The sequence below is a fragment of the Streptomyces sp. NPDC050997 genome, from assembly GCF_040660135.1.
Taxonomy (GTDB): Bacteria; Actinomycetota; Actinomycetes; order Streptomycetales; family Streptomycetaceae; genus Streptomyces.
Window position 1 is genome coordinate 15637 of sequence record NZ_JBFAGK010000021.1, and the last position, 26684, is coordinate 42320.

Sequence of the window (26684 nt, forward strand, 5' to 3'; positions counted from 1 at the left end):
CTCCACTTCGGTGGAGGGCCTTCGGCGTTCCGGGGTCCGGGTGTCGGACGGCTCACTCGAAGCCGTATCTCCGCGCCGACTCCTCCTCCTGCGCAAGCCGGCGCAACGCCTGGAGCATCGGCTCGGCGAGGACCGCGCCGATCACCGCGACCTCCGCCTTCTCGGCCTCCGAGGGCTGCGTCTCCACGAAGTCCAGGTCGAGAACCGCCGCCCGGTGCATCAACTCCGCGTAGGGCAGCATCCGTTCGGACGTCCAGTCGTAGCCGAGCCGTCGAAACGCCGCCACCGCGACGACCAGTGAGCGGTGCGCGGGCGAAATGGTCACCAGGGCCTGCGCGTTGCCCCAGCCCAGCTTGTCCAGCAGCTCGCCCACCTCGCGGTGCGCGGCCCGCACGTACTCGTCGTCCTCGTCCGGCTCCGGTACGTGCGGCAGCGCCCACAGGGCCGCGCCCATCCGCATCGTCCGGCCCAGCGACTCGTCGTCGACATGTCCCATGACCTCGCGGACCTTCGCCACGGGGAGTCCGCCGACCTGGATCATCGCGCGCACCAGCCGCAGCCGCCGTAGATGCTCCTCGTCGTACTCGGCGGTCGTCGTGTTGACCTGGCGGCCCGCCGCCAACAGGCCCGCGCGCAGGTAGTACTTGATCGTCGCGGTGGACACCCCGCTGCGCTCGCTGAGTTCGGCCAGCCGCATCTCTTGCGTCCCTTCTCGGATAACGGCACTATCCAAGCATGCCGCACTCGGATAGTGCCGCTCACCAACAGGGGGTTCCATGTTCGGGAAGCCAGTCGCCGCGGGCCGTACCACCGCGTCCGCGGAGGGGGACGTGGTCGTTCTGCTGATCGGTATGCGCATCAACCACTTCTGGGCCGTCCATCACTGGATGCCGGTGCTGACCGCGATGCCGCGGATGCTGCGCGAGCTGGGGAAGGCACCGGAGCGGGGGTTGCTCTCGCATGTGCTGCTGACGGCTTCGCCGCGGACGTACTACGTCGTGCAGTACTGGGAGTCGAAGGAGAAGCTGTACGCGTACGCGCACTCCCCGGAGATGCTCCATCGCAAGGCGTGGGCGATCCTCAATAGCAAGGAGAAGGCGGGGAAGGTCCGGCAGCACGTGGGGTTGTGGCACGAGGCGTATGTCGTGCCGGAGGGGGCGTACGAGTCGATCTACGCCGACATGCCCGCGTTCGGGTTGGCGGCCGCGCACGGGCAGGTACCGGTCGCCGCGCGCGGGCGGTACGCGAAGGAGCGGTTCGCTCATCGGTCGGGGAAGTCCGTGGACGCCTAGGGGTGATCCGAACGACAGACCCTGGGCGCCGTGGGGTCCGTCCCATGGCGTGGGCGCGGGTCCGTCGTGGTTGCTCGCGCGGTTCCCCGTGCCCCTTCGAGGTGGGGCATGTCCCCGTTGGTTCAAGATCTGCCGCGGCGTTGAGGCTGGTCCTGAAGCGGTCGGGATACGGCCTTTCCGTGCTGCTCAGCCCGTGCGGCGCAGGGCCTCGGAGAGGCGCGCGGCGGCGTCGATGACCGCCTGGGCGTGCATACGGCCCGGGTGGCGCGTCAGGCGCTCGATCGGGCCGGAGACGGAGACGGCGGCCACCACGCGGTTGGAGGGACCGCGTACGGGTGCGGAGACCGACGCGACACCCGGCTCGCGCTCGCCGATCGACTGGGCCCAGCCGCGGCGCCGTACGCCCGACAGGGCCGTGGCCGTGAACCGGGCGCCCTGCAGGCCCCGGTGCAGGCGCTCCGGCTCCTCCCAGGCCATCAGGATCTGCGCGGAGGAGCCCGCCTTCATCGTGAGCGTCGAGCCGACCGGGACCGTGTCCCGAAGGCCGGACAGGCGCTCCGCCGCGGCGACGCAGATGCGCATGTCGCCCTGGCGGCGGTAGAGCTGCGCGCTCTCGCCCGTGATGTCCCGGACGTGGGTGAGCACCGGGCCCGCGGTGGCGAGGAGGCGGTCCTCGCCGGCGGCCGCGGCCAGCTCGGCCAGCCGAGGGCCGAGAATGAAACGGCCCTGCATATCCCGCGCCACCATGCGGTGGTGTTCCAGAGCCACGGCCAGCCGGTGGGCCGTGGGTCGTGCCAGCCCGGTCGCCGCGACCAGACCCGCGAGGGTGGCCGGACCGGACTCCAGAGCGCTCAGGACAAGGGCTGCCTTGTCCAGAACGCCGACGCCGCTACTGTTGTCCATGAAACGATACTCGCGTCTCACTCTGTGAAACGCAAGTCCAATTTTGCGTGGAACACGCCACCCTGGAAGACACAGCGGCCCATAGAGCAAGGGCCCGGCGGCGGATGCCCGGACACAGGGGCGCGGGCGCCGCTTCCTCAAGATCTCTAGTTGGGCCGGCTCGCCACTTGCCGGCCGGAGGGAAAGCGATGGGTAGGACACTCGCGGAGAAGGTCTGGGACGACCACGTCGTCCGGCGCGCCGAGGGCGAGCCCGACCTCCTCTTCATCGATCTGCACCTGCTGCACGAGGTGACCAGCCCGCAGGCCTTCGACGGCCTCCGCAAGGGCGGTCGCCCGGTCCGCCGGCTCGACCTGACCATCGCCACCGAGGACCACAACACTCCGACCCTCGACATCGACAAGCCCATCGCGGACCCGGTCTCCCGGGCCCAGCTGGAGACGCTGCGCAAGAACTGCGCCGAGTTCGGGGTGCGGCTGCACCCGCTCGGCGACGTCGAGCAGGGTGTCGTGCACGTCGTCGGTCCGCAGCTGGGTCTGACCCAGCCCGGCATGACCGTGGTCTGCGGCGACTCGCACACCTCCACCCACGGCGCCTTCGGCGGTCTGGCGTTCGGCATCGGCACCTCCCAGGTCGAGCACGTACTGGCCACCCAGACGCTGCCGCTGGACCGGCCCAAGACCATGGCCATCACCGTCAACGGCGAACTGCCCGACGGCGTCACCGCCAAGGACATGATCCTCGCGATCATCGCCAGGATCGGTACCGGCGGCGGTCAGGGCTACGTCCTGGAATACCGCGGCTCCGCCATCGAGAAGCTCTCGATGGAGGCCCGGATGACCATCTGCAACATGTCGATCGAGGCCGGCGCCCGCGCGGGCATGATCGCCCCCGACCAGACCACCTTCGACTACCTCGAGGGCCGCCCGCACGCGCCCAAGGGCGAGGACTGGGACGCGGCCGTCGCGTACTGGAAGACGCTGAGGACGGACGAGGGCGCCGAGTTCGACGCCGAGGTCGTCATCGAGGCCGCCGAACTGGCGCCGTTCGTCACCTGGGGCACCAACCCCGGTCAGGGCGCGCCGCTTTCGGCCGACGTCCCCGACCCTGCTTCGTACGAAGACGCTTCGGAGCGCGTCGCCGCCGAAAAGGCCCTGGAATACATGGGGTTGGAGGCCGGACAGCCGCTGCGCACCATCAAGGTGGACACCGTCTTCGTAGGTTCGTGCACCAACGGCCGTATCGAGGACCTGCGCGCCGCCGCCGAGATCGTGAAGGACCGCAAAGTCGCCGACGGCGTACGGATGCTGGTCGTCCCCGGCTCCGCGCGGGTCGGTCTGCAGGCCGTCTCCGAGGGCCTGGACGTCGTCTTCAAGGAGTTCGGCGCCGAGTGGCGGCACGCGGGCTGCTCGATGTGTCTGGGCATGAACCCGGACCAGCTGGCCCCGGGGGAGCGTTCGGCGTCCACCTCCAACCGCAACTTCGAGGGCCGGCAGGGCAAGGGCGGTCGTACGCACCTGGTGTCGCCGCAGGTCGCGGCGGCCACCGCGGTCCTGGGCCACCTGGCCTCCCCGGCCGACCTGTCCGACGCCGAGACCCGTACGCCCGCTGGAGTCTGAGAGTCATGGAAGCATTCACCACGCACACCGGTCGGGCCGTCCCGCTGCGCCGCTCCAACGTCGACACCGACCAGATCATCCCTGCTCACTGGCTCAAGAAGGTCACCCGGGACGGGTTCGAGGACGGGCTGTTCGAGGCCTGGCGCAAGGACCCGCAGTTCATCCTCAACCGCCCCGAGCGGGCGGGCGCGAGCGTCCTGGTGGCAGGCCCCGACTTCGGCACCGGATCCTCCCGTGAGCACGCCGTCTGGGCGCTGCAGAACTACGGTTTCAAGGCCGTCGTCTCGTCCCGCTTCGCCGACATCTTCCGCGGCAATTCGCTGAAGAACGGCCTGCTCACGGTGGTTCTGGAGCAGAAGGTCGTGGACGCGCTGCAGGACCTCGCGGAGAAGGACCCCGAGGCCGAGATCACGGTGGACCTGGAGGCCCGCGAGGTGCGCGCCGAGGGCATCACCGCGGCCTTCGAACTCGACGAGAACGCCCGTTGGCGGCTGCTGAACGGCCTGGACGACATCTCCATCACCCTCCAGAACGAGCCCCACATCGCCGCGTACGAGGCCAAGCGCCCGTCGTACAAGCCGAGGACGCTCCAGATCTGACCGAAGTGGTCGACGGAAGCAACTGAACAGGTCGAGTTTCGGCCACCGTGACACCCTCGCTGTACCCCTGATCAGCCCGATCGGGGGTACAGCCATGTCTGCACCCGAACGGCCCTGCCCACGCGTGGGTGATCTCTCAACTTCCCACGTTAAACGGGTTGTTGACGGGGTACGCGTGATGTGAAGCCGCGGCTTCCCCATGCGCCGGGAAGGCCGTTTGAGGCGGCAGTTGCACCCTGAGCGGGCGACAACTCGCCCCAGATGGCACAATCTGTGCATGGAACACGACGGCCAACTCCAGCTGTATGCGGCAGTCGCGGACCGACTCAAGGAAGCGCACGCAAGGGTGCGCGCACTGCAAGTCCCGGAGGGCGTACGGATGGCGCTGACCCGGAAGCTGCTGGTCATTACGGCCGCGGCCAAGCACGATCTCGCCGATGCGGCAAGGCGTCTGGAGGGGTTCATGGCAGACCTCGACGCGGGTCGATTCCCCGAAGAGGGACGCTGAACAAGTTCAGAACAGCCGAGTTCGTTGCGGCGCACGGGTGATTAGCCCGTTTCGTGTTTGATTTGCGGTATATATCTGCCTAACGTGCGAAAACGCTTGAACATTTCGTTCTGGCAATGTCTCCGAAGGGGAAGACGTGAACAAGGCGCAGCTCGTAGAAGCGATTGCCGACAAGGTGGGCGGCCGCCAGCAGGCCGCCGACGCCGTCGACGCGGTCCTGGACGCCATCGTCCGCGCGACCGTCGCGGGTGACCGGGTCTCGGTCACCGGGTTCGGTTCGTTCGAGAAGGTCGACCGTCCGGCCCGTTACGCCCGCAACCCCCAGACGGGCGAGCGGGTTCGGGTCAAGAAGACCTCGGTGCCGCGCTTCCGCGCGGGGCAGGGCTTCAAGGACCTGGTGAGCGGCTCGAAGAAGCTCCCGAAGAACGATGTCGCCGTCAAGAAGGCGCCCAAGGGCAGCCTGACCGGCGGGGCTTCCGCGACGGTCAAGAAGGCCGCGGCCAAGAGGGCCACGACCAAGGCGGCCGCGGCGAAGAAGACCACCGCGAAGAAGACGACGGCCAGGAAGACCACGGCCGCCGCGAAGAAGACCACTGCGAAGAAGGCGCCCGCCAAGAAGACCACGGCGACCGCCAAGACCACCGCCGCGAAGAAGACGACCGCGAAGAAGGCGACGGCCAAGAAGGCTCCGGCGAAGAAGGCGACGGCCAAGAAGGCCCCCGCCAAGAAGTCGACCTCTCGCACGACCACCGCCAAGAAGGCCACCGCCCGCAAGAGGTAGGGGCACAGGGGCACTCACGCGCCGGGCCGGACTCCGCAGGGAGCCCGGCCCGCGGCGTGTTCAGGGACGCCTGGACGGGGCTTCGCAGGTGTTTTCAGAGCGTCTTCGAGGACGGCATTCAGAACGGCGTTCAGAACGGCTTGGAGGGCGGCGTTCAGAACGTCTGCAGCGTCACCAGCGTGATCCGGCGGCCCTCGCCCTCGCCTTCCGTCTCGATGCGTACCCGCTGCCCGGGCCGCAGCAGCCTCAGTCCGCCCGCGTCGAACGCCGGGGCGTCGAAGGGCACCGGGGTGCCGTCGTCGAGCAGCACCTGTCCGCTGCGGCTTTCGGAGTCGTACGTATATGCGGTGGCCTGCATGACGGCAGCCTACTGCCCGGGGATCAACAGCCGCGCGGCCTGAGCCGTGCGGGGCCCCACCCCCAAGGCCAACGCGGTGCGCAGGTCGGCGCCGGTGTCCACGTCCTGCCGTACGGAATCCACCGCGTCGAGGACGAGTTCGGCGGCTCCGGAGGTGCGATGGCGAGCTCGGGAATCCATGCCGAAGGCGGGCCGCAATTCCCAGCCCTCCCGGGCGGCCAGCAGAGTGGTGCCGATTGCGGCGGCGTCCGGGAGAAAGGCGCGAGGGAATTCCATGGCCGCCTCCAGGACTCGGGCCAATTCCAGGGGACGCAGCGCCGGCAGATCCGCGTTCAGGGCCGCCACGGCGCTTTCGGGGCGTGCGGAGCGTACGACGGCCGCAGCGTGCGCCAGAGCCGCGTTGAGGCCGCCGTGCGGCTCGTCGGAGACGATGTGCGCGCCCAGCGCGCCCAGCTCACGACCGGCCAGGGCGTCGTCCGTGACGACTGCCACATCCTTCACCGCCGGGCAGGCCAGCGCGGCCGCGACGGTGTCCTGGGCGAAGGCGAGGGCCAGCCCCGGGCGCAGCAAGTCGGCGGCGGTGTCCGAGAGCCTGCTCTTGGCCCGCGACAGGGGTTTCACGGGTATGACCAACGTCCACTGCACGAGCGTTCCGTCCCTCTCTTGTAGTGGCCATTGTTACTCAGCCGTCACCGGTCCACCCGGTCGGCGGGGAGTCGGGGCGTACGGTGTTCTCGACAGACCGGCGGCCTGGGGCGACACTTGTGCGGCCCCCAGGCACTAGAGGAAGGTGTCCGCGTGACCCGCCGCAGAATCGGGTTCTGGTACCGCTTCGCAGCGGTCCTCTGCAAACCGCCGCTGGTGGTTCTGATCAAGCGGGACTGGCGCGGAATGGAGCACATTCCGGCTGACGGTGGATTTATCACCGCGGTGAACCACAATTCGCACATCGATCCCTTCGCCTACGCGCACTTTCAGTACAACACGGGCCGTGTTCCGAGATTCCTTGCGAAGAGCGGCCTTTTCCGGAAGGGATTCATGGGGGCCGCGATGCGCGGCACCGGGCAGATCCCCGTCTATCGCGAGAGCACGGACGCGCTCAGCGCCTTCCGGGCCGCCATCGACGCCGTGGAACGCGGTGAGTGCGTCGCCTTCTACCCCGAGGGCACCCTCACCCGCGACCCGAACGGCTGGCCCATGACCGCCAAGACCGGTGCCGCCCGGGTCGCTCTGCAGACCAAGTGCCCGGTGATTCCGGTGGCCCAGTGGGGCGCCAACGAGGTGTTGCCGCCGTATGCCAGGAAACCCGATTTCCTGCCGCGCAAGACCCACCGCGTGCTCGCCGGGCCCCCGGTGGACCTGCGGCCTTTCTACGACCGGGAGATGACCCCGGAGCTCCTCAAGGAGGCGACCGAGGTCATCATGGCCGCCGTCACCCGCCAGCTGGAGGAGATCCGCGGCGAGAAGGCGCCCGCCACGCCCTACGACCCGCGCCACGAGCGGATCGAGCAGCGGCGTCGGACGCGGGCGCAGACGCAGATGCCGGCACAGCGGAAGATCGGACAGGAAGAGGGGCAGGGCACGTGAGCAAGCCGGTCAAGGCGGCCGTCTTCGGCACCGGATCGTGGGGGACCGCCTTCGGTATGGTGCTCGCCGACGCGGGGTGCGAGGTGACCCTGTGGGGTCGGCGCGCCGAAATCGCGGAAGCGGTCAACTCGACGCGTACGAACCCCGACTACCTCCCCGGTGTCGAACTCCCGCAGAATCTGCGGGCGACGTCGGACGCCGCCGAGGCCGCGCGTGACGCCGACCTCACCGTGCTCGCCATCCCCTCCCAGACACTGCGTGCCAACCTCGCCGAGTGGGCACCGCTGCTCGCGCCGGACACGGTCCTCGTGTCGCTGATGAAGGGCATCGAACTCGGTTCCGCCATGCGGATGAGCGAGGTCGTCGAGGACGTCGCCAAGGTGGGCCCGAGCCGCGTCGCGGTGGTCACCGGGCCCAACCTGGCCCGGGAGATCGCCGCCCGGATGCCCGCCGCCGCCGTGGTCGCGTGCACCGACGAGGGCGTCGCCCAGCGGCTCCAGGCCGCCTGCCACACGCCGTACTTCCGCCCGTACACCAACACCGACGTGGTGGGCTGCGAACTCGGCGGCGCGGTCAAGAACGTCATCGGCCTGGCCGTCGGCATCGCGGACGGCATGGGACTCGGTGACAACGCCAAGGGCTCGCTGATCACGCGCGGGCTGGCGGAGACGACCCGTCTGGGGCTGACGATGGGCGCCGACCCGCTGACGTTCTCCGGACTCGCCGGGCTCGGCGACCTGGTCGCGACCTGTTCCTCGCCGCTGTCGCGCAACCACACCTTCGGCACCAACCTCGGCAAGGGCATGACTCTCCAGGAGACCATCGCGGTCACCAGGCAGACCGCCGAGGGCGTCAAGTCCTGTGAGTCCGTGCTGGATCTGGCCCGCCGGCACGGTGTCGACATGCCCATCACCGAGACGGTCGTGGGAATCGTCCACGAGGGCAAGCCTCCCGTGGTCGCTCTCAAGGAGCTGATGTCGCGCAGCGCGAAGCCGGAACGACGCTGAGCCAACCCCCGGGGCGGACGCTGTCTCGGGGCCCTACCACCGGGTACCCTCAACGCGATATGAGCACCGAGAACCTCCCCCAGAACCCTGAGCAGCCGCCTCGCAAGCCGCGCGTGGCCGTCGTGTTCGGCGGGCGCAGCTCCGAACACGGGATCTCCATGGTCACTGCCGGAGCCGTCCTCAAGGCCATCGACCGGACGAAGTACGACGTCCTGCCGATCGGCATCACCCGGGACGGCCGGTGGGCGCTCACCGCCGACGATCCGGAGCGGATGGCGATCACCGAGCGCCGTACGCCCGATGTCGAGGAACTCGCCGAGTCCGGCGAGGGCGGCGTGGTGCTGCCCGTCGACCCCACGAACCGCGAAGTCGTCTACGGCGAGCCCGGATCGGTGCCCAAGGTGCTCGGCGAGATCGACGTGGTCTTCCCGGTGCTGCACGGCCCGTACGGCGAGGACGGCACCCTCCAGGGCATGCTGGAGCTCTCCGGCGTGCCGTACGTGGGCTCGGGTGTGCTCGCCTCGGCCGTCGGCCAGGACAAGGAGTACATGAAGCGGGTGTTCACCTCCTTCGGGCTCCGGGTGGGCCCGTACGTGGTGATCAGGCCGCGCGAGTGGGAGCGGGACGAGTCCGCCGCCCGCAAGAAGATCGTCGACTTCGCCGGCGAGCACGGCTGGCCGCTGTTCGTGAAGCCCGCGCGCGCGGGCTCGTCGATCGGCATCACCAAGGTCGACGACCTGGCGGGCCTCGACGAGGCGATCGCCGAGGCACAGCGGCACGACCCGAAGATTCTGGTGGAGGCGGCGCTGCGGGGCCGCGAGATCGAGTGCGGGGTGCTGGAGTTCGAGGACGGCCCGCGCGCCTCCGTCCCCGCGGAGATCCCGCCGCCGGACACGCACGCCTACTACGACTTCGAGGCGAAGTACATCGACTCGACGCCCGGCCTCGTCCCCGCGCCGCTGACGCCCGAGGAGACGGCCCGGGTGCAGCGGCTCGCGGTGGAGGCCTTCGACGCGGCCTCCTGTGAGGGCCTCGTCCGCGCGGACTTCTTCCTCACGGAGGACGGGGAGTTCGTGATCAACGAGATCAACACGATGCCCGGCTTCACGCCGATCTCGATGTACCCGAAGATGTGGCAGGCCAGTGGGATCGAGTACGGCGAGCTGGTGGACCGGCTGATCCAGGCGGCGCTGCGTCGTTCAACGGGCCTGCGCTGACGCGGTTCCGCGCCCGGTGAAGCACTACCGGAGCACCACCGGTGAGGTACCCCTAGAAGGCGATCCCCTCGGGGATCGCCTTCTTGACGGCCGACGCCAGATCGATCAGTACCCCGGAGCTGTCCGGTCCCTTCGGCACCGTCACCTCGACGTACACGCGTCGGTTGGCCGTGGTGAAGCGGTTCCCCCCGCCGTCCCGCTTCTCCATCAGCCAGTCGACGCCGTCCACACCACCGGCGACCGCGTCCGGGTCGGATCCCTCCGCCACCTTGGGGTCGATCATCTTCGGCGGCTGCAGGACACCGCAGCGCAGTATGATCGCCGGGCCTCCCCAGCCCGCGGTCAGTGCGGAGGCCGGATCGGGGTCGTGGCGGCTCTCACCGTCCACAGTCGACGGCAGTACCTTGTCCAGGTCCCGGCACAGCTTCGTGGCCTTCGCACTCGGACGGGGAACCGCCGCCGAAGCGGTGTCGTCTGCCGAGGAGCAGCCCGCGACCGTGATCAGCACGGCGATCGCGGGCGGCCCGATGAGAACGCGGCACCGGTGAGGGAAGAAGTTCACCGGTCAAGGGTAGACGGGGGCTACAGATGGACGACCGGACAGGTCAGGGTGCGGGTGATGCCGTCCACTTGCTGGACCTTCGCGACCACCATGCGGCCGAGATCGTCCACTGTGTCGGATTGGGCGCGCACGATGACGTCGTACGGTCCCGTCACGTCCTCGGCCTGGATGACTCCAGGGATCTTGCTGATCGTCTCGGCGACGGTCGACGCTTTGCCGACCTCCGTCTGGATCAGGATGTACGCCTGTACCACGGAACCTCCAGGGCGGCCACGAGGATCATGTGGGGAAAAGGAACGCCACGGTATCGCGTCGCCGCTTGTCGCGGGGAGACCTGCGGGGACCAGGACGCTCGCGCCGGGGCATGGGCACGACAGAACTTGACGGTTACCTCGACCGTATCGAGGACACTGGTGACGCGCGAGCGGGCACGGACAGGCACAGAAGGGGCGTAAGGGCAATGAAGGGCACTGTTGGTGAGCTTGGGGAGTTCGGGCTCATCAGGGAGCTCACCTCCCGTCTCACCACCACGCCGGCGGTCCGGGTCGGCCCCGGCGACGACGCCGCGGTGGTCGCCGCGCCCGACCGACGGGTCGTGGCCAGCACCGACATCCTCCTGGAGGGGCGGCACTTCCGCCGCGACTGGTCCACCGCCTACGACGTGGGCCGCAAGGCGGCCGCGCAGAACCTCGCGGACATCGCCGCCATGGGCGCCGTACCGACCGCGCTGCTGCTCGGTCTGGTCGTCCCCGGTGAACTCCCGGTGACCTGGGCGAGCGAGCTGATGGACGGCCTGCGCGACGAATGCCAGGTGGCCGGCGCCTCCGTGGTCGGCGGGGACGTCGTACGCGGCGACACGATCATGGTGTCGATCACCGCGCTCGGCGACCTGCGCAACAACGAGCCGGTCACGCGGGGAGGCGCACAGCCCGGTGACCTCGTCGCGGTGACCGGATGGCTGGGCTGGTCCGCCGCCGGGTACGCGGTGCTGTCCCGGGGGTTCCGTTCGCCGCGTGCCTTCGTGGAGGCGCACCGGCGCCCCGAGCCGCCGTACCACGCGGGTCCTGCCGCGGCCGGGCTCGGAGCGACCGCCATGTGCGACGTGAGCGACGGGCTGATCGCCGACCTCGGGCACATCGCCGAGGCCAGCAAGGTCCGTATCGACATCCGCTCCGGCGCGATCGACATCCCGTCCCAGATGAACGACATCGGGCAGGCTGTCGGCGTCGACCCCATGCAGTGGGTGCTGACCGGGGGAGAGGACCACGCGATCGTGGCCACCTTCCCGCCGGACGTGAAGCTGCCGGCCCGCTGGAAGGTGATCGGCGAGGTGCTCAACCCGTCGGCGCTGCCCCAGGTGACGGTCGACGGGGCGCCGTGGACCAAGAAGGGCGGCTGGGACCACTTCGGGGACATCGAGTCATGAGCGCGCCGCCCAGGGTACTGACCGTCGCGGGTTCCGACTCCGGGGGCGGCGCCGGGATCCAGGCCGACCTGAAGACCATGCTCGCGCTCGGCGTGCACGGCATGAGTGTCGTCACGGCGGTCACCGCGCAGAACTCCCTCGGTGTGCAGGGGGCTTGGGAGCTGCCGGTGGAGGCGGTGCGGGCGCAGTACCGCAGCGTCGTGGACGACATCGGCGTCCAGGCGGTGAAGACGGGCATGCTCGCCTCCGCCGAACTCGTGGAGGCGGTGGCCGAGTTGATCGCGGGCACGGATGCCCCCGTCGTCGTCGACCCGGTCGGGGTCTCCAAGCACGGGGACCCGCTGCTGGCCGCGTCCGCGCTGGACTCCGTACGGACGAGGCTGCTGCCGGTGGCCGCCGTGGCCACCCCGAATCTCGACGAGGTGGCCCAACTCACCGGTGTACGGGTCGAGTCGGAGGACCAGCTGCCGGAGGCGGCGGCGGCCGTGCTGGCCTACGGGCCCCAGTGGGTGCTCATCAAGGGCGGGCATCTGACCGGCGACGCCGTGGACCTGCTCACGGACGGCTCCGAGCAGTACTGGCTGCGCGCGCCGCGACACGACAACCGGCACACACACGGCACGGGCTGCACCCTCGCGTCGGCGATCGCGTCACAGCTGGCGAAGGGGCGTACCGTGCCGGAGGCGGTGGCGGCGGCCAAGGAGTACGTCACCGGGGCGATCGCGGCCGGGTACGCGCTCGGCGGGGGCATCGGGCCGGTGGACCACGGCTGGACCTTCCGGCCTCAGGAAGGGTGAGCAGGGCGGGGTCTCCGGGGCCCCGTGATGCCGTCGGCGGCGCGTACGTCCGGAGTGCCGAAGGAGGCCGAAGCGCATTCGGGGAAGTCTGGCGGGTGGCGGGACATACCGGCGTGGGAGCATGCTAAAAGCCGGTCCACACTCGGTGGACCGGCTCAGAGCAGCGAACCAGCAGTGGCCGCGCGCTTAGCTGTGCGTCAGCGCGAGACCTTGCCGGCCTTGATGCACGAGGTGCAAGCGTTCACGCGCTTCGGCGTCCCGCTCACCACGGTACGCACGCGCTGGATGTTCGGGTTCCAGCGACGGGGCGTACGGCGGTGGGAGTGCGAGATGTTGTTGCCGAAGCCCGGCCCCTTGCCGCAGACGTCGCAGTTGGCAGCCACGGGTCACTCCAAAGACTTCAGATGCACTTACGGTGGATCCCGGCATGCCGGGATCGAGATCGTAGGATCAGAGATCTGAGTGGCGCTGCCAGGGGGATGGCCCGATGTGGATCGGGCAACCGGAGCAGCATACAACGACTGCGCCAGCAGAACGAAACTACCATGGCTGATCAGGGCTCCGCTCCAGGCCCTCTTCCGGCGGACACCGCCCCGAGGTCTACGCTGCGTCCCACGTCAGGCAGCTCAAGGAGGCGTAGGTGGCGCAGGTGCCGCTGACATTCTTCGATGCTCTCGCGGTGCGCACCTGGTGCTCTCTCGCGCTGGCCGCCCTCGGACGGGCGCGCGAGGAGATCGACGCGATCAACGTCTATCCGGTGGCGGACGGGGACACCGGCACGAACCTCTATCTGACCGTGGAGTCCGCGGTCGGGGCCGTCGAGGCGGTGTTCGCGGGGCACGAGGCGGGCCGGGGAGCCGCCGGAGGGCCGACGCTCGCCGATGCCGTCCGGGCGATGGCGCACGGGGCGCTGATAGGCGCGCGGGGCAATTCGGGGACGATCCTCGCGCAGCTGCTGCGGGGTATGGCGCAGGTGCTCGCCACCGACGGTGAGACCGCTCACACCGAGGGGCGGAGCCTCGGGCTCGCCCTGCGCCACGCGGCGGACTCCGCCCGCCAGGCCGTGGCCCACCCCGTCGAGGGAACGGTCCTCACGGTCGCCTCGGCCGCCGCCGACGCCGCCGCGGCGGCCGAGGGCGACTGCGCGACGGTGGCCCGGGCCGCCTACGAGGGAGCGCGCACAGCCCTCGCCGCGACCCCGGGTCAGCTGGCCGTCCTGGAGCGCGCCGGCGTGGTCGACGCGGGCGGGCGGGGCCTGGTCGCGGTCCTCGGGGCCCTGGTGGAGACGTTCACGGGGGAGGCGCCGGTTGGGACGACGGGACCTTCCGCATATGTCGCCCACGCCACCGCGGGGCACGGCGACCCGGCGGGATCCGCTGCCACCGCGCCCGAGTCCGAGTCCGGTGCCGACGCCGTGCACGCGCGCGTGCCGCACCCTGAGCAGGCGGGACCCGGCGGTCGGACGCCTCCCGCGCGCGGGCCCGCGGACCCGGCGGGGGAGCTCGGCGACGCGGGGGAGTGCGCGGACGGGCCGCAGGTCCCCGGGCAGAGCGGGCCGGCCTTCGAGGTGATCTACCTCCTGGAGGCGCGGGACGAGGCGGTCGCGCGGCTGCGGACCCGGCTCGACGCCCTCGGGGACTCGCTCGTCGTGGTCGGCGGCGACGGGCTGTGGAACGTGCATGTGCACGTGGACGACGCGGGCGCCGCCGTGGAGGCGGGCGTCGAGGCCGGGCGGCCGTACCGGATCCGGATCACCCACTTCGGACTCGGCGACGTGCACACCACCGGTGCCGAGCGGCCGGCCAGGGAGCGGGCCCAGCGCGCGGTCGTGGCCGTCGTGCCCGGCGAGGGACTGGCGGGGCTGTACACCGAGGCGGGCGCGACCACCGTCCTCGCGCGCCCCGGGGAGCCGCCCGCGAGCGGGGAGCTGGTGGAGGCCGTACGGCGGGCCCACGCGCGTGAGGTGGTGCTGCTGCCGAACGACGCGGATCTGCGCCACACCGCCGCGGCGGCGGCCGAGCAGGCCCGCACCGAGGGCATCCGCGTGGCACTGATCCCGACCCGCTCCGCGGTCCAGGGCATCGCCGCGCTCGCCGTGCACGAGCCGGAGCGCCGCTTCGACGAGGACGTCGTGACGATGACCTCGGCGGCGGGAGCCACTCGGTACGCCGAAGTCGTCGTCGCGGAGCGGCAGTCCTGGACCATGGCAGGCATCTGCCAGGCCGGTGACGTCCTCGGGCTCATCGACGGCGACGTGGCCGTGATCGGCGCGGACGTCGGGGCGACCGCGGAGACGGTTCTCGACCGCATGCTCTCGGCCGGCGGCGAACTGGTCACCCTGGTCCTCGGCGACGAGGCCCCGGCCTCGGTCGCCGACCACCTGGAAGCCCGCGTACGGGAGTCGTACCTCGCCGTCGACACGGTCGTGTACCAGGGCGGGCGGCAAGGGGCCGTGCTGCTCATCGGCGTCGAATAGCCCCCGGCCCAGCCCAGCCCGCCCGCGTCGACTAGCCCGCCGCCTGTTCCTTCACCACGCCGAGCAGTTGCCGGGCCTCGGACCGGCGGGCCCGCGCGGTCTCGTCGGCGATGTCGTCGGCGGCGTCGGTGTTGTCGTCGGCGGCGTCGGTGTACGCCGACAGCACCGCACGCGCGCGTGCCGCCGCGTCCGCGGGGCGGCCCAGGTCGGACTCCAGCCATCCCGCGGCGAGTTCGGCGCCGGTCCGGCTGGACAGGGCGTCGGTCCCGAGGGCGGCGAAGACGACGATCGCCTCCGCCACCTCGGACAGGGCCTCCTCCAGCACCGCCCGTATCGAATCGTCCTCGGCGTCCTCGGCCACGGAACGGGCGAGCAGGTCACCGAACTGCCGGTGCGTGTGGCCGAGTTCGCCCAGCAGTCGCTGCCTGGCCTCCTCGTCGTCCGCCACCGCGCCCAGTGCCGCCTCGCACTCCCGCACCGCGACCGTCATCAACTCCCGCGCCGCCCGGGCCTCGTCCTCGGTGCGCAGCGCGAGCCACGCACGGGCCCGCAGCGAGCGGACGAGGCCGTGCACGTTGCCGAGCTCGCGCCACAGCTCACCGGCGCGCGTGTAGGCCAGGTCCGCCTCGGCGGGCAGTCCCGCGTGTCCGAGGGACTCGGCGGCGAGGTGGGCGAGCGTCGCGTGGTCGTGCTGCTCCGGCCAGTGCCGGGCGATCTCGGCCGCCTGCAACCGACGTTCGGCGGCCTGGTGGTGTTCGCCGAGTTCGCTCAGACAGTCGCCCAGCCACCACTGCGTCTGCACGATCGCGCCGTCGCCGTGCGTCTCGGCGCCGAGGTCGGTCAGCGCCGACTCCAGCACCTCCGCGGCCTCCGCCCACCGCCCCTGCCGCAGCAGGAACCCGCCGAGCTGGTGCCGGGCCAACGCGCCGAACGTCGGCCCCTCCCCGGCCTCGTCGGCCCAGTGCGCCGCCTCCAGGGCGTGCTCGGCTGCCTCCTCGGACAGTCCCCGGCCGCCGACGACCTCGGCCAGCTGGAGGTGCAGCTGCGCCCGTCCTGTCGGCTCCAGGTACGGTCCACCGTGCTCCAGGGCGCACCGCAGCGCCCGTTCCGTCTCGGCCAGGTCGCCGAGGTGGTGGGCGAGCGCGGCTAGCCTGGCCTCGTACTCCACGGCGAACCACGGCAGTCCCGCGCCGACGAAGTCCTCCGCCGCCCGCGCGAACAGTTCCCGGGCCGCCGCCACGTCCCCGGTCTGCGCGGCCAGCTCCGCGAGCATCGCCAGCGCCTCGGCGGCCCGCGAGGCGAGCCGGACGTCGTCGCCGGTGCGCCCCTCGACCAGCGCCAGCACCTCCCGGGCGGCACCCTCCGCCTCGGCGAGCACCGAGCCGAAGGAAGGGCCACCGGCCGTACTCAGGCCGCCCAGGGCCCGGTCGGCTCTGGCGGGGCCCACCGGGAGACCGTCGGTTCCGGCCGGAGCCTCCACCGGGCTGCCGGCGGCCGCGTCGGCCACCACAGGGTCCTGAAGCGGCCCGTCCGCCTCGTGCACCCGCCGCATCAGGATCCGCGCCCGCCCCATCAGCACGGACGCCGTCTGCCGTACGCCCGTACCGTCCTCGGCGTAGAGCGCGAGGACCTCGTCGTAGGGACCCTCGACCGCCGCGAGCGCCTCGGCCACCTCGCCCGTGAGGGCGTGGACGTAGGCCGCACGCGCGCGTGCCGCCAGTGCCTCGCCGGGGTCGCCCGCCTCCGTGTACAGCTCGGCGGCGCGTTCGAACAGTGCGATGCCCTCCGGGCCCCGATCCATCGCCTGGTGGTCGGCGATCTCGGCCCGGTCACGGGCCTCCAACTCGACGCCCTCCGCGGCGCGCGCGACGGCCGCCCACGCCTCGGTCGCGTGCGGCTGCAAGGTGTCCGAGAGCCGCCGTGCCTCGACGAGCAGCGCGGGCAGATCGGGTACGTCGGGCCGGCCGGGCTCCTCCGGGGAAGCGGCCACCGGCGCCGGGGCCACCACGGCCGTCCGCGCCGAACGCACCCCCAGCGGCAGCCGCTCGGCCAGCGGCCGCTGCGCCATACGCGCGCGTGCCCGCTCACTGACGTGTCGCGTGCCATTGCGTTCGTCGAAGCGGGCGGCCAGCGCGAGCGCCTCCCCGCGCGCGTGGGCGGCGAGGTCCCGCGCGGTCCACGCCCGGTCGCCCGGTCCGGGCACCCGCCGCGCGCCGAGTCCCAGTTCGGTCAGCCGGTCCATGAGCAGGGCGACCACGGCCATGAAGTCCAGCCCGCTGCGCGGATGCCCGCCCTCCGTGAAGTACGTCGGCCGCTCCGCGAGCAGCTCCAGGCCGCGTGCCTCGTTCCCGGTCAGCGCGCAGAACTCGACGTGGTCCGCGTAGGCGCCGCGCATGCTCTCCATGGCCCGCACGAGCCGGAAACCCCGCAGATGGTGGGCCCGGGCCTCGTCGACGCGGCCCAGCCGCAGCAGGGGCGCAAGGGACGACGCGAGGACCGTGTGCGGCTCGTGCGCGCAGGTGAACTCGCCCGCCAGGACCGGGCCCCACAACTCCAGCGCCTCGCCGTCCCGGCCCCGCTCCGCCTGCCACCAGCCCTGCCCGTGCAGCTCGCACGCGTGGCAGTCGGCCATGGTGTCCCGGTCGGCGGCCAGCCAGGCGGTGTACGCCCGCTCGGCCCGCGCCATGTCCCCGATGTGCGCGGCCACACTGAACTCGGCGCCGCGCACGGCCCGTTCGGAATGACCGGCGAGCCGGTAGCGGTGCTCCATCTCGCCGAGCCACTTCTCGATGGACGCCAGCGGAATGTGCGGCTGGTCGAGCATGCCGGCCGACATCCACTTGAAGACCCAGTGCAGCGAGTGCGTCTCGTACTCGTCGAAGTCCTCGGGTCGCTCGTCCCACATGCGCAACAGGCGCGCGAAGGGGACGAACATCTTGTCCTTCTCGGAGCTGTAGTTGTAGACCTTCAGCTGGTGCCCGAGCGCCTCGACCACCGCGAGCGGGATGTTCAGCCGCTCCGCCTCGGCGAGCAGCTGCTCCGCGCGCGTGTTGCGGGCCGGTCCCTCCGGCTGCTCGGAGTTCTCCGCCATCGCCTGGCGGAGGTCGTCGAAGTCCTTGATCCGACTCATGGGTGACCGTCCTCGCTGTGCGTGGCCCACTCCAGGAGGCCGATGAACGCCCGGTTCAGCAGTGCCGAGTCCGCGGGCCTGAGCGGCCGTTGCGCCATCAGCAGCGCCTGCCCGTACAGAGACTCCGTGGCGGTGCCGATCAGTTCCGGGTCGCCGAGTGAACTGATGCGCCGGATCAGCGGGTTGTGATGGTTGAGCACCAGACGCGCGCGCGGGGCGCTGCCGCGCAGCGAGCCGAGGATGCCCGCCCACAGATCGTCGGCCTGCTCCGCCGCCTCTGCCCGGGCCTGCTCGTGCCGGGCCGCCCGGTCGTCCAGGTGCAGCGCGGGCACCGAGAGCGGGTGGAAGGCCCGCAGGACGACGTCACATCCGAGCGGGTCGAGCGTGGCCCGCGCGGCCGACAGGAAGCCGGACAGCGCCAGTTCCTCGGCCGGATCGACCGAGTCCAGGTGCGCGGTCACGGTGTCGGCGTCCAGCTCGGCGACGACCGTCCCCGGCCGCACCGACGGCAGTGCCTCGACCAGTTCGCTGTCGTACGTGTAGCCGCCGTTGATCACCCCGACGCCCTGCGCGGACGCGATCGGCGCGACCTGCCGGTACTCCTCGACGGTCCGCGTGAAGTGCACGACCGGGTGTCGCCGCGCGAACTCCTCCAGGGACAGCTGTCCGTCGGTCGTCTCGAAGGGCAGCCACGGCAGCATCGTGCGCAGCATGTCGCTGTCATGCCGCGCCAGCGACTTCACGCCCAGGTGGTGCACGGCCAGGAAGTCCGCCAGCCGCTCCGGATCGCCGGCCGCCAGGCTCGTCAGCCAGGACCGGATCCGCTCACCCAGCGCCTCCCGTACCGCGGCCAGCGTCTCGTCCTCGTACAGCGACTCGCGTGAGGCCGTGGGCCGCAGGCTGTCGGTGTCCAGGACGCAGCGCACGAAGAACGCCCAGTCGGGCAGCAGCTGTTCGCCCCGCTCGGTCAGCAGCATGCCCTTCAGGTGCACGCGGTGCCCCGCCCGCTGGACCGGGCTGACCGCCGACGGCAGGACGTACGCCACCCCGCGGATCCCGGCGAGCGGCACGGCCAGGTCGATCGCGTCCAGCGGAGTGAACCCGAACAGGTCGTGACAGTGCCGCGCCAGCGCCACCCGGCGGCCCGCGGGACTCGGGTACGCCCGGTCCCAGGGCGCGGGCAGATCGGTGACCGCCTCCTCGCCCACCCGCACGTCGTACGGCAGCAGCGCCCCGAAGTCCCGCGCCAGCGCCAGGACGCGCTCCTCGGTGAGCCACTCGCCGGCACCGGCCCGTGCCGTCAGGTGCACGGTGGTGCCCGGTTCGGGCCGGGCGGCGTCCGGCAGCGTCCGCACGGTGTACGAACCGTCGTCGCTCGCCGTCCACTCCACGGGCGGGGCGCCCGGCGTACGAGCGCTGCGGCTGACCACCCGGATCCGCTCGGCGACCACGAAGCAGGCGAGCAGCCCGATGCCGAACTGCCCGAGGAAGTCGGCGCGGACCTCCTGGAGCCCCTCGGCCCGCTTGGAGCTGCGCCCGATGGTCGCCAGCAGGGTGTGCACGTCAGACTCGCTGAGCCCCACGCCCGTGTCCTCGACACGCAGGGACCCGCCCTCGGCGTACAGCCGCACCCGGGCAGGGGCGTCCGGCTCCTCGGCCCGCCGGGCGGTGATCGCGTCCACCGCGTTCTGCAGCAGTTCGCGCAGATAGACCTTGGGACTGGAGTAGAGGTGATGGGAGAGCAGGTCCACCAGGCCGCGGAGGTCGACCTGGAACGTGTGAGGTGACTGGGGTGCCTGGGATGACTGTGAGGTCTGGGAGTCCATCGTCACGGCGCCGGTGAGGGACGTGCACGGCGCGGGGTCGGGCGGTCCCGGTGAGGCGGTGACCGCGAGGGGCAGGGCCGGGAGCGCGTCATCCTACGGCTCCAACCAGCCGTCTGACCAGGGGTTTCCCGGTACGTATACGGGAATGTCAGTGGTGTGGTGTGCAATGGATCTCGTGCCCGCGCTGAAAGAACCACTGGAACAGCCACTGAAGTCAGTGCTCGGCCCCGCCACCGCGAAGGTGATGGCCGAGCATCTCGGCCTGCACACAGTCGGCGACCTCCTGCACCACTACCCGCGCAGATACGAGGAGCGCGGCCAGCTCACCCACCTCGCCGACCTCCCGATGGACGAGCACGTCACCGTGGTCGCCCAGGTCGCCGACGCCCGTCTGCACACCTTCGCCTCCGCCAAGGCCCCGCGGGGCAAGGGCCAGCGCCTCGAGGTCACGATCACGGACGGCAGTGGCCGGCTCCAACTGGTCTTCTTCGGCAACGGCGTTCACAAGCCGCACAAGGATCTCCTGCCGGGCACCCGCGCGCTGTTCGCGGGCAAGGTCTCGGTCTTCAACCGCCGCCTCCAACTGGCCCATCCGGCGTACGAGTTGCTGCGCGGCGCCGACGGGGAAGCAGCGGAGGCCGTGGACACCTGGGCCGGCGCCCTCATCCCGCTCTACCCCGCCACCGCCAAGCTGGAGTCCTGGAAGATCGGCAAGGCGATCCAGACCGTCCTGCCGAGCGCCCAGGAAGCCCTCGACCCGCTCCCGGACTCCCTGCGCGAGGGCCGCGGCCTGGTCTCCCTGCCGGAGGCCCTCCTCAAGATCCACCGTCCGCACACCAAGGCCGACATCGAGGACGCCCGCGCCCGCCTCAAGTGGGACGAGGCCTTCGTCCTCCAGGTCGCCCTCGCCCGCCGCCGCCACGCCGACGCCCAACTCCCGGCCGTCCCCCGCAGACCGGCCCCCGAGGGCCTCCTCACGGCCTTCGACGCCCGTCTGCCCTTCACCCTCACCGAGGGCCAGCAAAAGGTCTCCAGGGAGATCTTCGACGACCTGGCCACCGACCACCCGATGCACCGGCTGCTCCAGGGGGAGGTCGGTTCCGGCAAGACGCTGGTCGCGCTGCGCGCCATGCTCGCCGTCGTCGACGCCGGAGGGCAGGCCGCGATGCTCGCGCCCACCGAGGTCCTCGCCCAGCAGCATCACCGCTCGGTCGTCGAGATGATGGGGGAGCTGGCCGAGGGCGGGATGCTGGGCGGCGCCGACCAGGCCACCAAGGTGGTGCTGCTGACCGGCTCCATGGGGGTCGCGGCCCGACGGCAGGCACTGCTCGACCTGGTCACCGGCGAGGCCGGGATCGTGATCGGCACACACGCGCTGATCGAGGACAAGGTGCAGTTCCACGACCTCGGGCTGGTCGTCGTCGACGAACAGCACCGCTTCGGCGTGGAACAGCGCGACGCCCTGCGCGGCAAGGGCAAGCAGCCGCCCCACCTGCTCGTCATGACGGCCACGCCCATTCCGCGCACCGTCGCCATGACGGTCTTCGGCGACCTGGAGACGTCCGTCCTCGACCAGCTCCCGGCCGGCCGCTCACCGATCGCCAGCCATGTAGTGCCGGCCGCCGACAAGCCCCACTTCCTGGACCGGACCTGGGAACGGGTGCGCGAAGAGGTCGAGAACGGCCATCAGGGCTATGTCGTCTGCCCCCGCATCGGCGACGAGGAGGACGACCCCAAGAAGGCCGGCAAGAAGAAGTCCCCCGAGGACGAGGCCGAGAAGCGCCCGCCCCTCGCCGTCCTCGACGTCGCCGACCAGCTGGCCAGGGGCCCTCTGGGAGGCCTCAAGGTCGAGGTCCTGCACGGCCGTATGCCTCCCGACGACAAGGACGCGGTCATGCGCCGCTACGCCGCCGGGGAGACCGACGTCCTGGTCGCCACCACGGTCATCGAGGTCGGCGTCAACGTCCCCAACGCCACCGCGATGGTGATCATGGACGCCGACCGTTTCGGTGTCTCCCAGCTGCATCAGCTGCGCGGCCGGGTGGGGCGCGGCTCGGCCGCCGGTCTGTGTCTCCTGGTGACCGAGATGCCCGAGGCGAGCCCGGCCCGCCAGCGGCTGAACTCCGTCGCCGCCACCCTCGACGGCTTCGAGCTCTCCCGCATCGACCTCGAACAGCGCCGCGAGGGCGACGTCCTCGGCCAGGCCCAGTCCGGCGCGCGCACCAGCCTCAGGATGCTCGCCGTCATCGAGGACGAGGAGATCATCACGGAAGCCAGGCAGGAGGCGGCAGCCGTGGTGGCGGCGGACCCGGACCTGGAGCACCTGCCCGGCCTGCGGACGGCACTGGAGGCCCTTTTGGACGAGGAGAGGGAGCAGTACCTGGAAAAGGGGTGAGTGGACCCACTCAGGGGCGCGGGGAACTGCGCGACCAGCCACACTGAACCTACAGATGCCCACAACCAAGGACCACAGATGACCCGCGTGATCGCCGGCACAGCCGGCGGACGTCGCCTGGCCGTCCCGCCAGGGACCGGCACCCGCCCCACCTCCGACCGCGCGCGCGAGGGTCTCTTCTCCACCTGGCAGTCGCTGCTCGGCGGCCCGCTGGACGGCGAGCGGGTCCTCGACCTGTACGCGGGCTCGGGCGCCGTCGGCCTGGAGGCCCTGTCCCGGGGCGCCGGTCACACCCTGCTGGTCGAGGCCGACGCCCGGGCCGCCCGCATCGTCCGGGAGAACGTGCGGAACCTGGGCCTGCCCGGCGCCGAGGTCAGGGCGGGCAAGGCCCAGGTGATCATCCAGGTGCCACCGGAGCAGCCGTACGACCTCGTCTTCCTCGACCCGCCGTACGCTGTCTCGGACGCCGATCTTCGGGAGATTCTGATCACACTCCGCACCGGGGGCTGGCTCGCGCGCGAAGCCCTCGTCACCGTGGAGCGCAGCACCAGAGGCGGCGAATTCCACTGGCCGGACGGCATCGAAGCGCTCCGGTCCCGTCGCTACGGCGAGGGAACGTTTTGGTACGGTCGCGCCGCCTCTACGTGCGAAGACGCACGATGACCGGACCGGAGAGCGAGGGATCTCAAGTGCGCCGCGCCGTCTGTCCCGGGTCATTCGACCCGATCACCAACGGACACCTCGACATCATTTCCCGAGCCTCGCGTCTGTACGACGAGGTCTATGTGGCCGTCATGATCAACAAGTCCAAGAGAGGCCTGTTCGAGATCGACGAGCGGATCGACCTGATCCGCCAGGTCACCGCCGAGTACGGGAACGTCCGGGTGGAGGCCTTCCACGGCCTCCTCGTCGACTTCTGCAAGCAGCGCGACATCCCGGCCATCGTCAAGGGCCTGCGCGCGGTCAGCGACTTCGACTACGAGCTGCAGATGGCCCAGATGAACAACGGCCTCTCCGGCGTGGAGACCCTCTTCGTACCCACCAACCCCACCTACAGCTTCCTGTCCTCCTCTCTGGTCAAGGAGGTCGCGACCTGGGGCGGAGACGTATCCCATCTGGTGCCGCCACTGGTCCTGGAGGCACTCGCCGAGCGGCTCCGGCAGGACTGAGCCGCTGACGGGCCGTCAGCCGGTGTCCGCCGGTCGCCTCCTGGCCTTACAGTCGTTCCGTCCGTCTCCAACACAGCTGTAGAGAGTGGCGAGCACAGGTGGACGTGCAGAAGAAGCTCGACGAGATCGTGTCCGCGGTCTCCGGTGCCCGGTCGATGCCCATGTCGGCCTCGTGCGTGGTCAACCGCGCCGACCTGCTCGCGATGCTCGAAGAGGTGCGCGCGGCCCTGCCCGGCTCCCTGGCGCAGGCCCAGGAGCTGATCGGTGACCGTGAGCAGATGGTCGAGCAGGCCCGCCAGGAGGCCGAGCGGATCATCGGGCAGGCGCACGCCGAGCGCGGCTCCCTGATCTCCGACACGGAGGTCGCCCGCCGCTCCCAGGCCGAGGCCGACCGCATCCTCGCCGAGGCCCGCCAGGAGGCGGAGGAGGTCCGCGCGGAGGCCGACGAGTACGTCGACTCCAAGCTCGCCAACTTCGAGGTGGTCCTCACCAAGACCGTCGGCTCGGTCGGCCGCGGCCGGGAGAAGCTCCTCGGCACCGGCCCGGGCATCGACGAACAGGGCTACGAGGACGAGGACGCCCCCGAGCGCAGCCACGACCCGGAGACCCTGCGCCGCAGTGCCGACGAGTACGTCGACGTCAAGCTCGGCGCCTTCGAGGCGGTCCTCGCCAAGACCCTGGAGGCCGTCGGCCGCGGCCGTCAGAAGCTGCACGGCCGGATCGCCAGCGACGACCTCGGCGCCCTCGCCGACGACCTCTCCACCGTCCAGCACTCCAGCGACGCCGACTACCTCGCCGACCTCGCCGCCCTCACCCAGCGGGAGACCGCGGCGGCCCCGGTCCAGCAGCCCGTACCGCAGCAGTACGACCAGCAGGACATGCAGCCGGCCTACGGCTATCAGCAGCAGCCTGACACCTACGGCAGCGGCTACGAGCAGCAGTACACGGGCCAGCAGGACCCGTACGGCTACCAGCAGGCCGACCCGTACGCCTACCAGGGCTACGACGGCCAACAGGGCGCCTACGACCCGCACCAGGCCCAGCACGCCCACCAGGCGCAGCCGGACCACCAGGGGCAGCCGGAGCACCAGGGCTACGTCCCGCAACAGGCGCACGCCCTCGACGAGACCAGTCTCTTCGACACCGGCATGATCAGCGCGGAGCAGTTGCGGGCCTATGAGCAGGGGCGCGGAAACGGCTGAGCCTCCTCTCGGAGGAGGGGTGCCGACCAGGAGCGCACACCGGATTGGGCCATGAGCGAAAGGTCCAGTATCCTGGCTCTTCGGTCGCGTGTACGTCCGCGATCAACGCTGCCCGGGAACACCGAAGGGCAGCGCCCCCGAGCTCAGCAGATCGAAAGTTGGAATGGCTCTGAACGCCCGCCTCGACCACCGCAACCCCCTCGTGTTCGACACACACGAGCTGGGTCGGCGGCCTGGTGCGCTGCAGCGCCTGACCCGCACGATCGACGCTCCCAAGGATCTCGGTATCCAGGAGGTCATCGGAGTGCCGGAAGGCGCCCCGATGAAGCTCGAACTCCGACTCGAGTCGGTCATGGAAGGTGTGCTTGTCACAGGCACCGTCCGTGCGCAGGCCGAGGGGGAGTGCGTAAGGTGTCTGGAGCCGCTGGAGCTGAAGCTCGAAGCGGACTTCCAGGAGATGTTCTCGTACCCTGACGCCGACGACCGGGGCCGCCCCAAGGCGGAGCCGGCCGACGACGCCGAGGAATCCCCAGAAGACGAGGACAGGCTCTTTATCGAGGACGGTCTGTTCGACCTCGAATCCGTGCTGCGTGACGCGGTGGTGCTCGCACTTCCGATGCAGCCGGTGTGCCAGGAAGACTGTCCCGGCCTGTGCTCCGAGTGCGGAGCGCGGCTGGCGGACGACCCGGACCACCACCATGACGCCGTCGACATTCGTTGGGCGGCACTGCAGGGACTCGCCGGTTCACTCGGAGACGGCGAGAAGGACGACATGAGCGGCGCCGAATCGGGCGTCGACGAGAAGCAGGAGAAGTAGCCGTGGCTGTTCCGAAGCGGAAGATGTCGCGCAGCAACACGCGCCACCGCCGGTCGCAGTGGAAGGCTGCGGTCCCCACCCTGGTTGCGTGCGAGCGCTGCCACGAGCCCAAGCTGCAGCACATCGCGTGCCCGGCTTGCGGCACCTACAACAAGCGCCAGGTCCTCGAGGTCTGAGCGGCCGGTGAGAGGCACAGTGTCCACGCCCAAGAAGAACGGGTCCCGCGTGAGCGGGAGTGCCCCGGCGGACAACACGGCCTCGTCCCACACGCTGTTGGAAGGGCGGCTCGGGTACACACTCGAGTCCGCCCTTCTGGTGCGTGCGCTGACCCACCGTTCGTACGCGTACGAGAACGGCGGTCTGCCGACCAACGAACGCCTGGAGTTCCTCGGGGACTCCGTGCTCGGCCTCGTGGTCACGGACACGCTGTATCGCATCCACCCCGACCTGCCGGAAGGCCAACTGGCCAAACTGCGGGCCGCGGTGGTCAACTCGCGTGCGTTGGCGGAGGTCGGCCGCGGGCTCGACCTGGGTTCCTTCATCCGGCTCGGCCGCGGTGAAGAGGGCACGGGCGGCCGGGACAAGGCATCCATCCTCGCCGACACCCTGGAAGCGGTGATCGGCGCGGTCTATCTCGACCAGGGACTGGACTCGGCGGCGGAGTTGGTGCACCGCCTGTTCGACCCGCTGATCGAGAAGTCCTCGAACCTCGGAGCCGGCCTGGACTGGAAGACCAGTCTCCAGGAGCTCACCGCGACCGAAGGCCTCGGTGTCCCCGAGTACCTGGTCACGGAGACCGGCCCGGACCACGAGAAAACCTTCACTGCTGCCGCCCGCGTCGGAGGCGTCTCGTACGGCACCGGCACCGGCCGCAGCAAGAAGGAGGCGGAGCAGCAGGCCGCGGAATCCGCGTGGCGGTCCATCCGGGCCGCGGCGGACGAGCGCGCCGAGACGGCGGTCGAGCAGGCCGTCGAGGACGACGAAGGACCGTCGTCCGTCTCCGCCTGACCGAA

The 26684-nt window shown here is 70.9% G+C and carries 27 protein-coding genes; 18 read left to right on the top strand and 9 right to left on the bottom strand.

The genetic code is table 11. The features are described from left to right. Positions 1-52: 52 nt before the first annotated feature. Positions 53-697 (bottom strand): MerR family transcriptional regulator, encoded by a 645-nt coding sequence (locus tag AB0H86_RS34825; RefSeq protein ID WP_362448191.1) that lies wholly within the window; start codon positions 695-697, stop codon positions 53-55. Between the two features lie 79 nt (positions 698-776). Here AB0H86_RS34825 and AB0H86_RS34830 point away from each other — a divergent pair, with 79 nt between their 5' ends. Further along, a complete protein-coding gene (locus tag AB0H86_RS34830) occupies positions 777-1292 on the top strand; it encodes a DUF4188 domain-containing protein (RefSeq protein WP_362448194.1) in 516 nt (171 codons plus the stop codon). A 186-nt stretch (positions 1293-1478) separates the two neighbouring features. Here the strand turns inward: AB0H86_RS34830 and ndgR are convergent, their stop codons facing one another. Continuing rightward, entirely contained in the window at positions 1479-2195 is a 717-nt protein-coding gene (gene ndgR / locus AB0H86_RS34835; protein ID WP_362448197.1) for an IclR family transcriptional regulator NdgR, read from the bottom strand. A gap of 188 nt (positions 2196-2383) precedes the next feature. Between ndgR and leuC the strand changes: the two genes are divergently transcribed. The 4 genes from leuC to AB0H86_RS34855 all read left to right on the top strand — a co-directional run bounded on the left by leuC (position 2384) and on the right by AB0H86_RS34855 (position 5702). Then, complete coding sequence (gene leuC, locus AB0H86_RS34840; RefSeq protein WP_362448200.1) at positions 2384-3814, top strand: 3-isopropylmalate dehydratase large subunit; 1431 nt, start codon at positions 2384-2386, stop codon at positions 3812-3814. Between the two features lie 5 nt (positions 3815-3819). Next, positions 3820-4413 carry a 3-isopropylmalate dehydratase small subunit gene (leuD, locus tag AB0H86_RS34845; RefSeq protein WP_362448203.1) on the top strand — a complete coding sequence of 198 codons (594 nt, stop codon included), beginning with the start codon at positions 3820-3822 and terminating at the stop codon, positions 4411-4413. Between the two features lie 277 nt (positions 4414-4690). Then, positions 4691-4921, top strand: coding sequence for a hypothetical protein (locus AB0H86_RS34850; protein ID WP_362448206.1), 231 nt, complete (start codon positions 4691-4693; stop codon positions 4919-4921). Between the two features lie 136 nt (positions 4922-5057). Then, positions 5058-5702: an HU family DNA-binding protein gene (locus AB0H86_RS34855; protein WP_362448209.1), complete on the top strand. Its 645-nt coding sequence runs from the start codon at positions 5058-5060 to the stop codon at positions 5700-5702. A gap of 154 nt (positions 5703-5856) precedes the next feature. On the opposite strand, the gene AB0H86_RS34860 is transcribed toward AB0H86_RS34855, so the two are convergent. Together AB0H86_RS34860 and cofC are read right to left on the bottom strand one after the other, a co-directional pair. Beyond that, entirely contained in the window at positions 5857-6060 is a 204-nt protein-coding gene (locus AB0H86_RS34860; protein ID WP_362448212.1) for a hypothetical protein, read from the bottom strand. 9 nt (positions 6061-6069) lie between these two features. Continuing rightward, a complete protein-coding gene (gene cofC, locus AB0H86_RS34865) occupies positions 6070-6705 on the bottom strand; it encodes a 2-phospho-L-lactate guanylyltransferase (protein ID WP_362448215.1) in 636 nt (211 codons plus the stop codon). Positions 6706-6858: 153 nt separating this feature from the next. On the opposite strand from cofC, the gene AB0H86_RS34870 reads away from it, so the two are divergent. Genes AB0H86_RS34870 through AB0H86_RS34880 form a run of 3 tightly spaced genes read left to right on the top strand, consistent with a single transcriptional unit; the run spans position 6859 to position 9871 of the window. Then, a complete protein-coding gene (locus AB0H86_RS34870) occupies positions 6859-7647 on the top strand; it encodes a lysophospholipid acyltransferase family protein (protein WP_362448218.1) in 789 nt (262 codons plus the stop codon). Continuing rightward, positions 7644-8654, top strand: a complete 1011-nt coding sequence (locus AB0H86_RS34875) for an NAD(P)H-dependent glycerol-3-phosphate dehydrogenase (RefSeq protein ID WP_362448221.1) — start codon at positions 7644-7646, stop codon at positions 8652-8654. The genes AB0H86_RS34870 and AB0H86_RS34875 overlap by 4 nt, the downstream gene beginning before the upstream one ends. A 59-nt stretch (positions 8655-8713) precedes the next feature. Continuing rightward, positions 8714-9871: a D-alanine--D-alanine ligase family protein gene (locus AB0H86_RS34880; RefSeq protein ID WP_362448223.1), complete on the top strand. Its 1158-nt coding sequence runs from the start codon at positions 8714-8716 to the stop codon at positions 9869-9871. 52 nt (positions 9872-9923) lie between these two features. On the opposite strand, the gene AB0H86_RS34885 is transcribed toward AB0H86_RS34880, so the two are convergent. Next, a complete protein-coding gene (locus AB0H86_RS34885; RefSeq protein ID WP_362448226.1) occupies positions 9924-10433 on the bottom strand; it encodes a DUF3515 domain-containing protein in 510 nt (169 codons plus the stop codon). A 20-nt stretch (positions 10434-10453) separates the two neighbouring features. Next, positions 10454-10687 (bottom strand): Lrp/AsnC ligand binding domain-containing protein, encoded by a 234-nt coding sequence (locus AB0H86_RS34890; RefSeq protein WP_053137604.1) that lies wholly within the window; start codon positions 10685-10687, stop codon positions 10454-10456. Between the two features lie 206 nt (positions 10688-10893). Between AB0H86_RS34890 and AB0H86_RS34895 the strand changes: the two genes are divergently transcribed. Both AB0H86_RS34895 and thiD read left to right on the top strand, forming a co-directional pair. Beyond that, positions 10894-11859 (top strand): thiamine-phosphate kinase, encoded by a 966-nt coding sequence (locus tag AB0H86_RS34895; protein WP_030667297.1) that lies wholly within the window; start codon positions 10894-10896, stop codon positions 11857-11859. Further along, positions 11856-12656 (top strand): bifunctional hydroxymethylpyrimidine kinase/phosphomethylpyrimidine kinase, encoded by an 801-nt coding sequence (gene thiD, locus AB0H86_RS34900; RefSeq protein ID WP_362448229.1) that lies wholly within the window; start codon positions 11856-11858, stop codon positions 12654-12656. The genes AB0H86_RS34895 and thiD overlap by 4 nt, the downstream gene beginning before the upstream one ends. Before the next feature lie 197 nt (positions 12657-12853). Here the strand turns inward: thiD and rpmB are convergent, their stop codons facing one another. After that, on the bottom strand, positions 12854-13039 hold the full coding sequence (gene rpmB, locus AB0H86_RS34905) for a 50S ribosomal protein L28 (RefSeq protein ID WP_033282681.1): 186 nt from the start codon (positions 13037-13039) through the stop codon (positions 12854-12856). A 257-nt stretch (positions 13040-13296) separates the two neighbouring features. Between rpmB and AB0H86_RS34910 the strand changes: the two genes are divergently transcribed. Further along, positions 13297-15132: a DAK2 domain-containing protein gene (locus tag AB0H86_RS34910; protein ID WP_362448232.1), complete on the top strand. Its 1836-nt coding sequence runs from the start codon at positions 13297-13299 to the stop codon at positions 15130-15132. A gap of 31 nt (positions 15133-15163) precedes the next feature. Here the strand turns inward: AB0H86_RS34910 and AB0H86_RS34915 are convergent, their stop codons facing one another. Then, positions 15164-18262 (bottom strand): tetratricopeptide repeat protein, encoded by a 3099-nt coding sequence (locus AB0H86_RS34915; protein ID WP_362448235.1) that lies wholly within the window; start codon positions 18260-18262, stop codon positions 15164-15166. Next, positions 18259-20088, bottom strand: a complete 1830-nt coding sequence (locus AB0H86_RS34920) for an HSP90 family protein (RefSeq protein WP_362448537.1) — start codon at positions 20086-20088, stop codon at positions 18259-18261. The genes AB0H86_RS34915 and AB0H86_RS34920 overlap by 4 nt, the downstream gene beginning before the upstream one ends. A 166-nt stretch (positions 20089-20254) precedes the next feature. On the opposite strand from AB0H86_RS34920, the gene recG reads away from it, so the two are divergent. The 7 genes from recG (at position 20255) to rnc (ending at position 26679) form a co-directional block, all read left to right on the top strand. Beyond that, positions 20255-22483, top strand: a complete 2229-nt coding sequence (recG, locus tag AB0H86_RS34925; RefSeq protein WP_362448238.1) for an ATP-dependent DNA helicase RecG — start codon at positions 20255-20257, stop codon at positions 22481-22483. A 78-nt stretch (positions 22484-22561) separates the two neighbouring features. Beyond that, positions 22562-23146, top strand: coding sequence for a 16S rRNA (guanine(966)-N(2))-methyltransferase RsmD (rsmD, locus tag AB0H86_RS34930; RefSeq protein ID WP_362448241.1), 585 nt, complete (start codon positions 22562-22564; stop codon positions 23144-23146). Positions 23147-23172: 26 nt separating this feature from the next. Beyond that, positions 23173-23652, top strand: a complete 480-nt coding sequence (gene coaD, locus AB0H86_RS34935) for a pantetheine-phosphate adenylyltransferase (RefSeq protein ID WP_362448540.1) — start codon at positions 23173-23175, stop codon at positions 23650-23652. 98 nt (positions 23653-23750) lie between these two features. Continuing rightward, positions 23751-24854 carry a cell division initiation protein gene (locus AB0H86_RS34940; protein WP_362448244.1) on the top strand — a complete coding sequence of 368 codons (1104 nt, stop codon included), beginning with the start codon at positions 23751-23753 and terminating at the stop codon, positions 24852-24854. Positions 24855-25017: 163 nt separating this feature from the next. Further along, on the top strand, positions 25018-25671 hold the full coding sequence (locus tag AB0H86_RS34945; protein ID WP_362448247.1) for a YceD family protein: 654 nt from the start codon (positions 25018-25020) through the stop codon (positions 25669-25671). Positions 25672-25673: 2 nt separating this feature from the next. After that, on the top strand, positions 25674-25847 hold the full coding sequence (gene rpmF, locus AB0H86_RS34950) for a 50S ribosomal protein L32 (RefSeq protein WP_006139588.1): 174 nt from the start codon (positions 25674-25676) through the stop codon (positions 25845-25847). A gap of 49 nt (positions 25848-25896) precedes the next feature. After that, positions 25897-26679: a ribonuclease III gene (gene rnc / locus AB0H86_RS34955; protein WP_362448250.1), complete on the top strand. Its 783-nt coding sequence runs from the start codon at positions 25897-25899 to the stop codon at positions 26677-26679. Positions 26680-26684 lie beyond the last annotated feature (5 nt).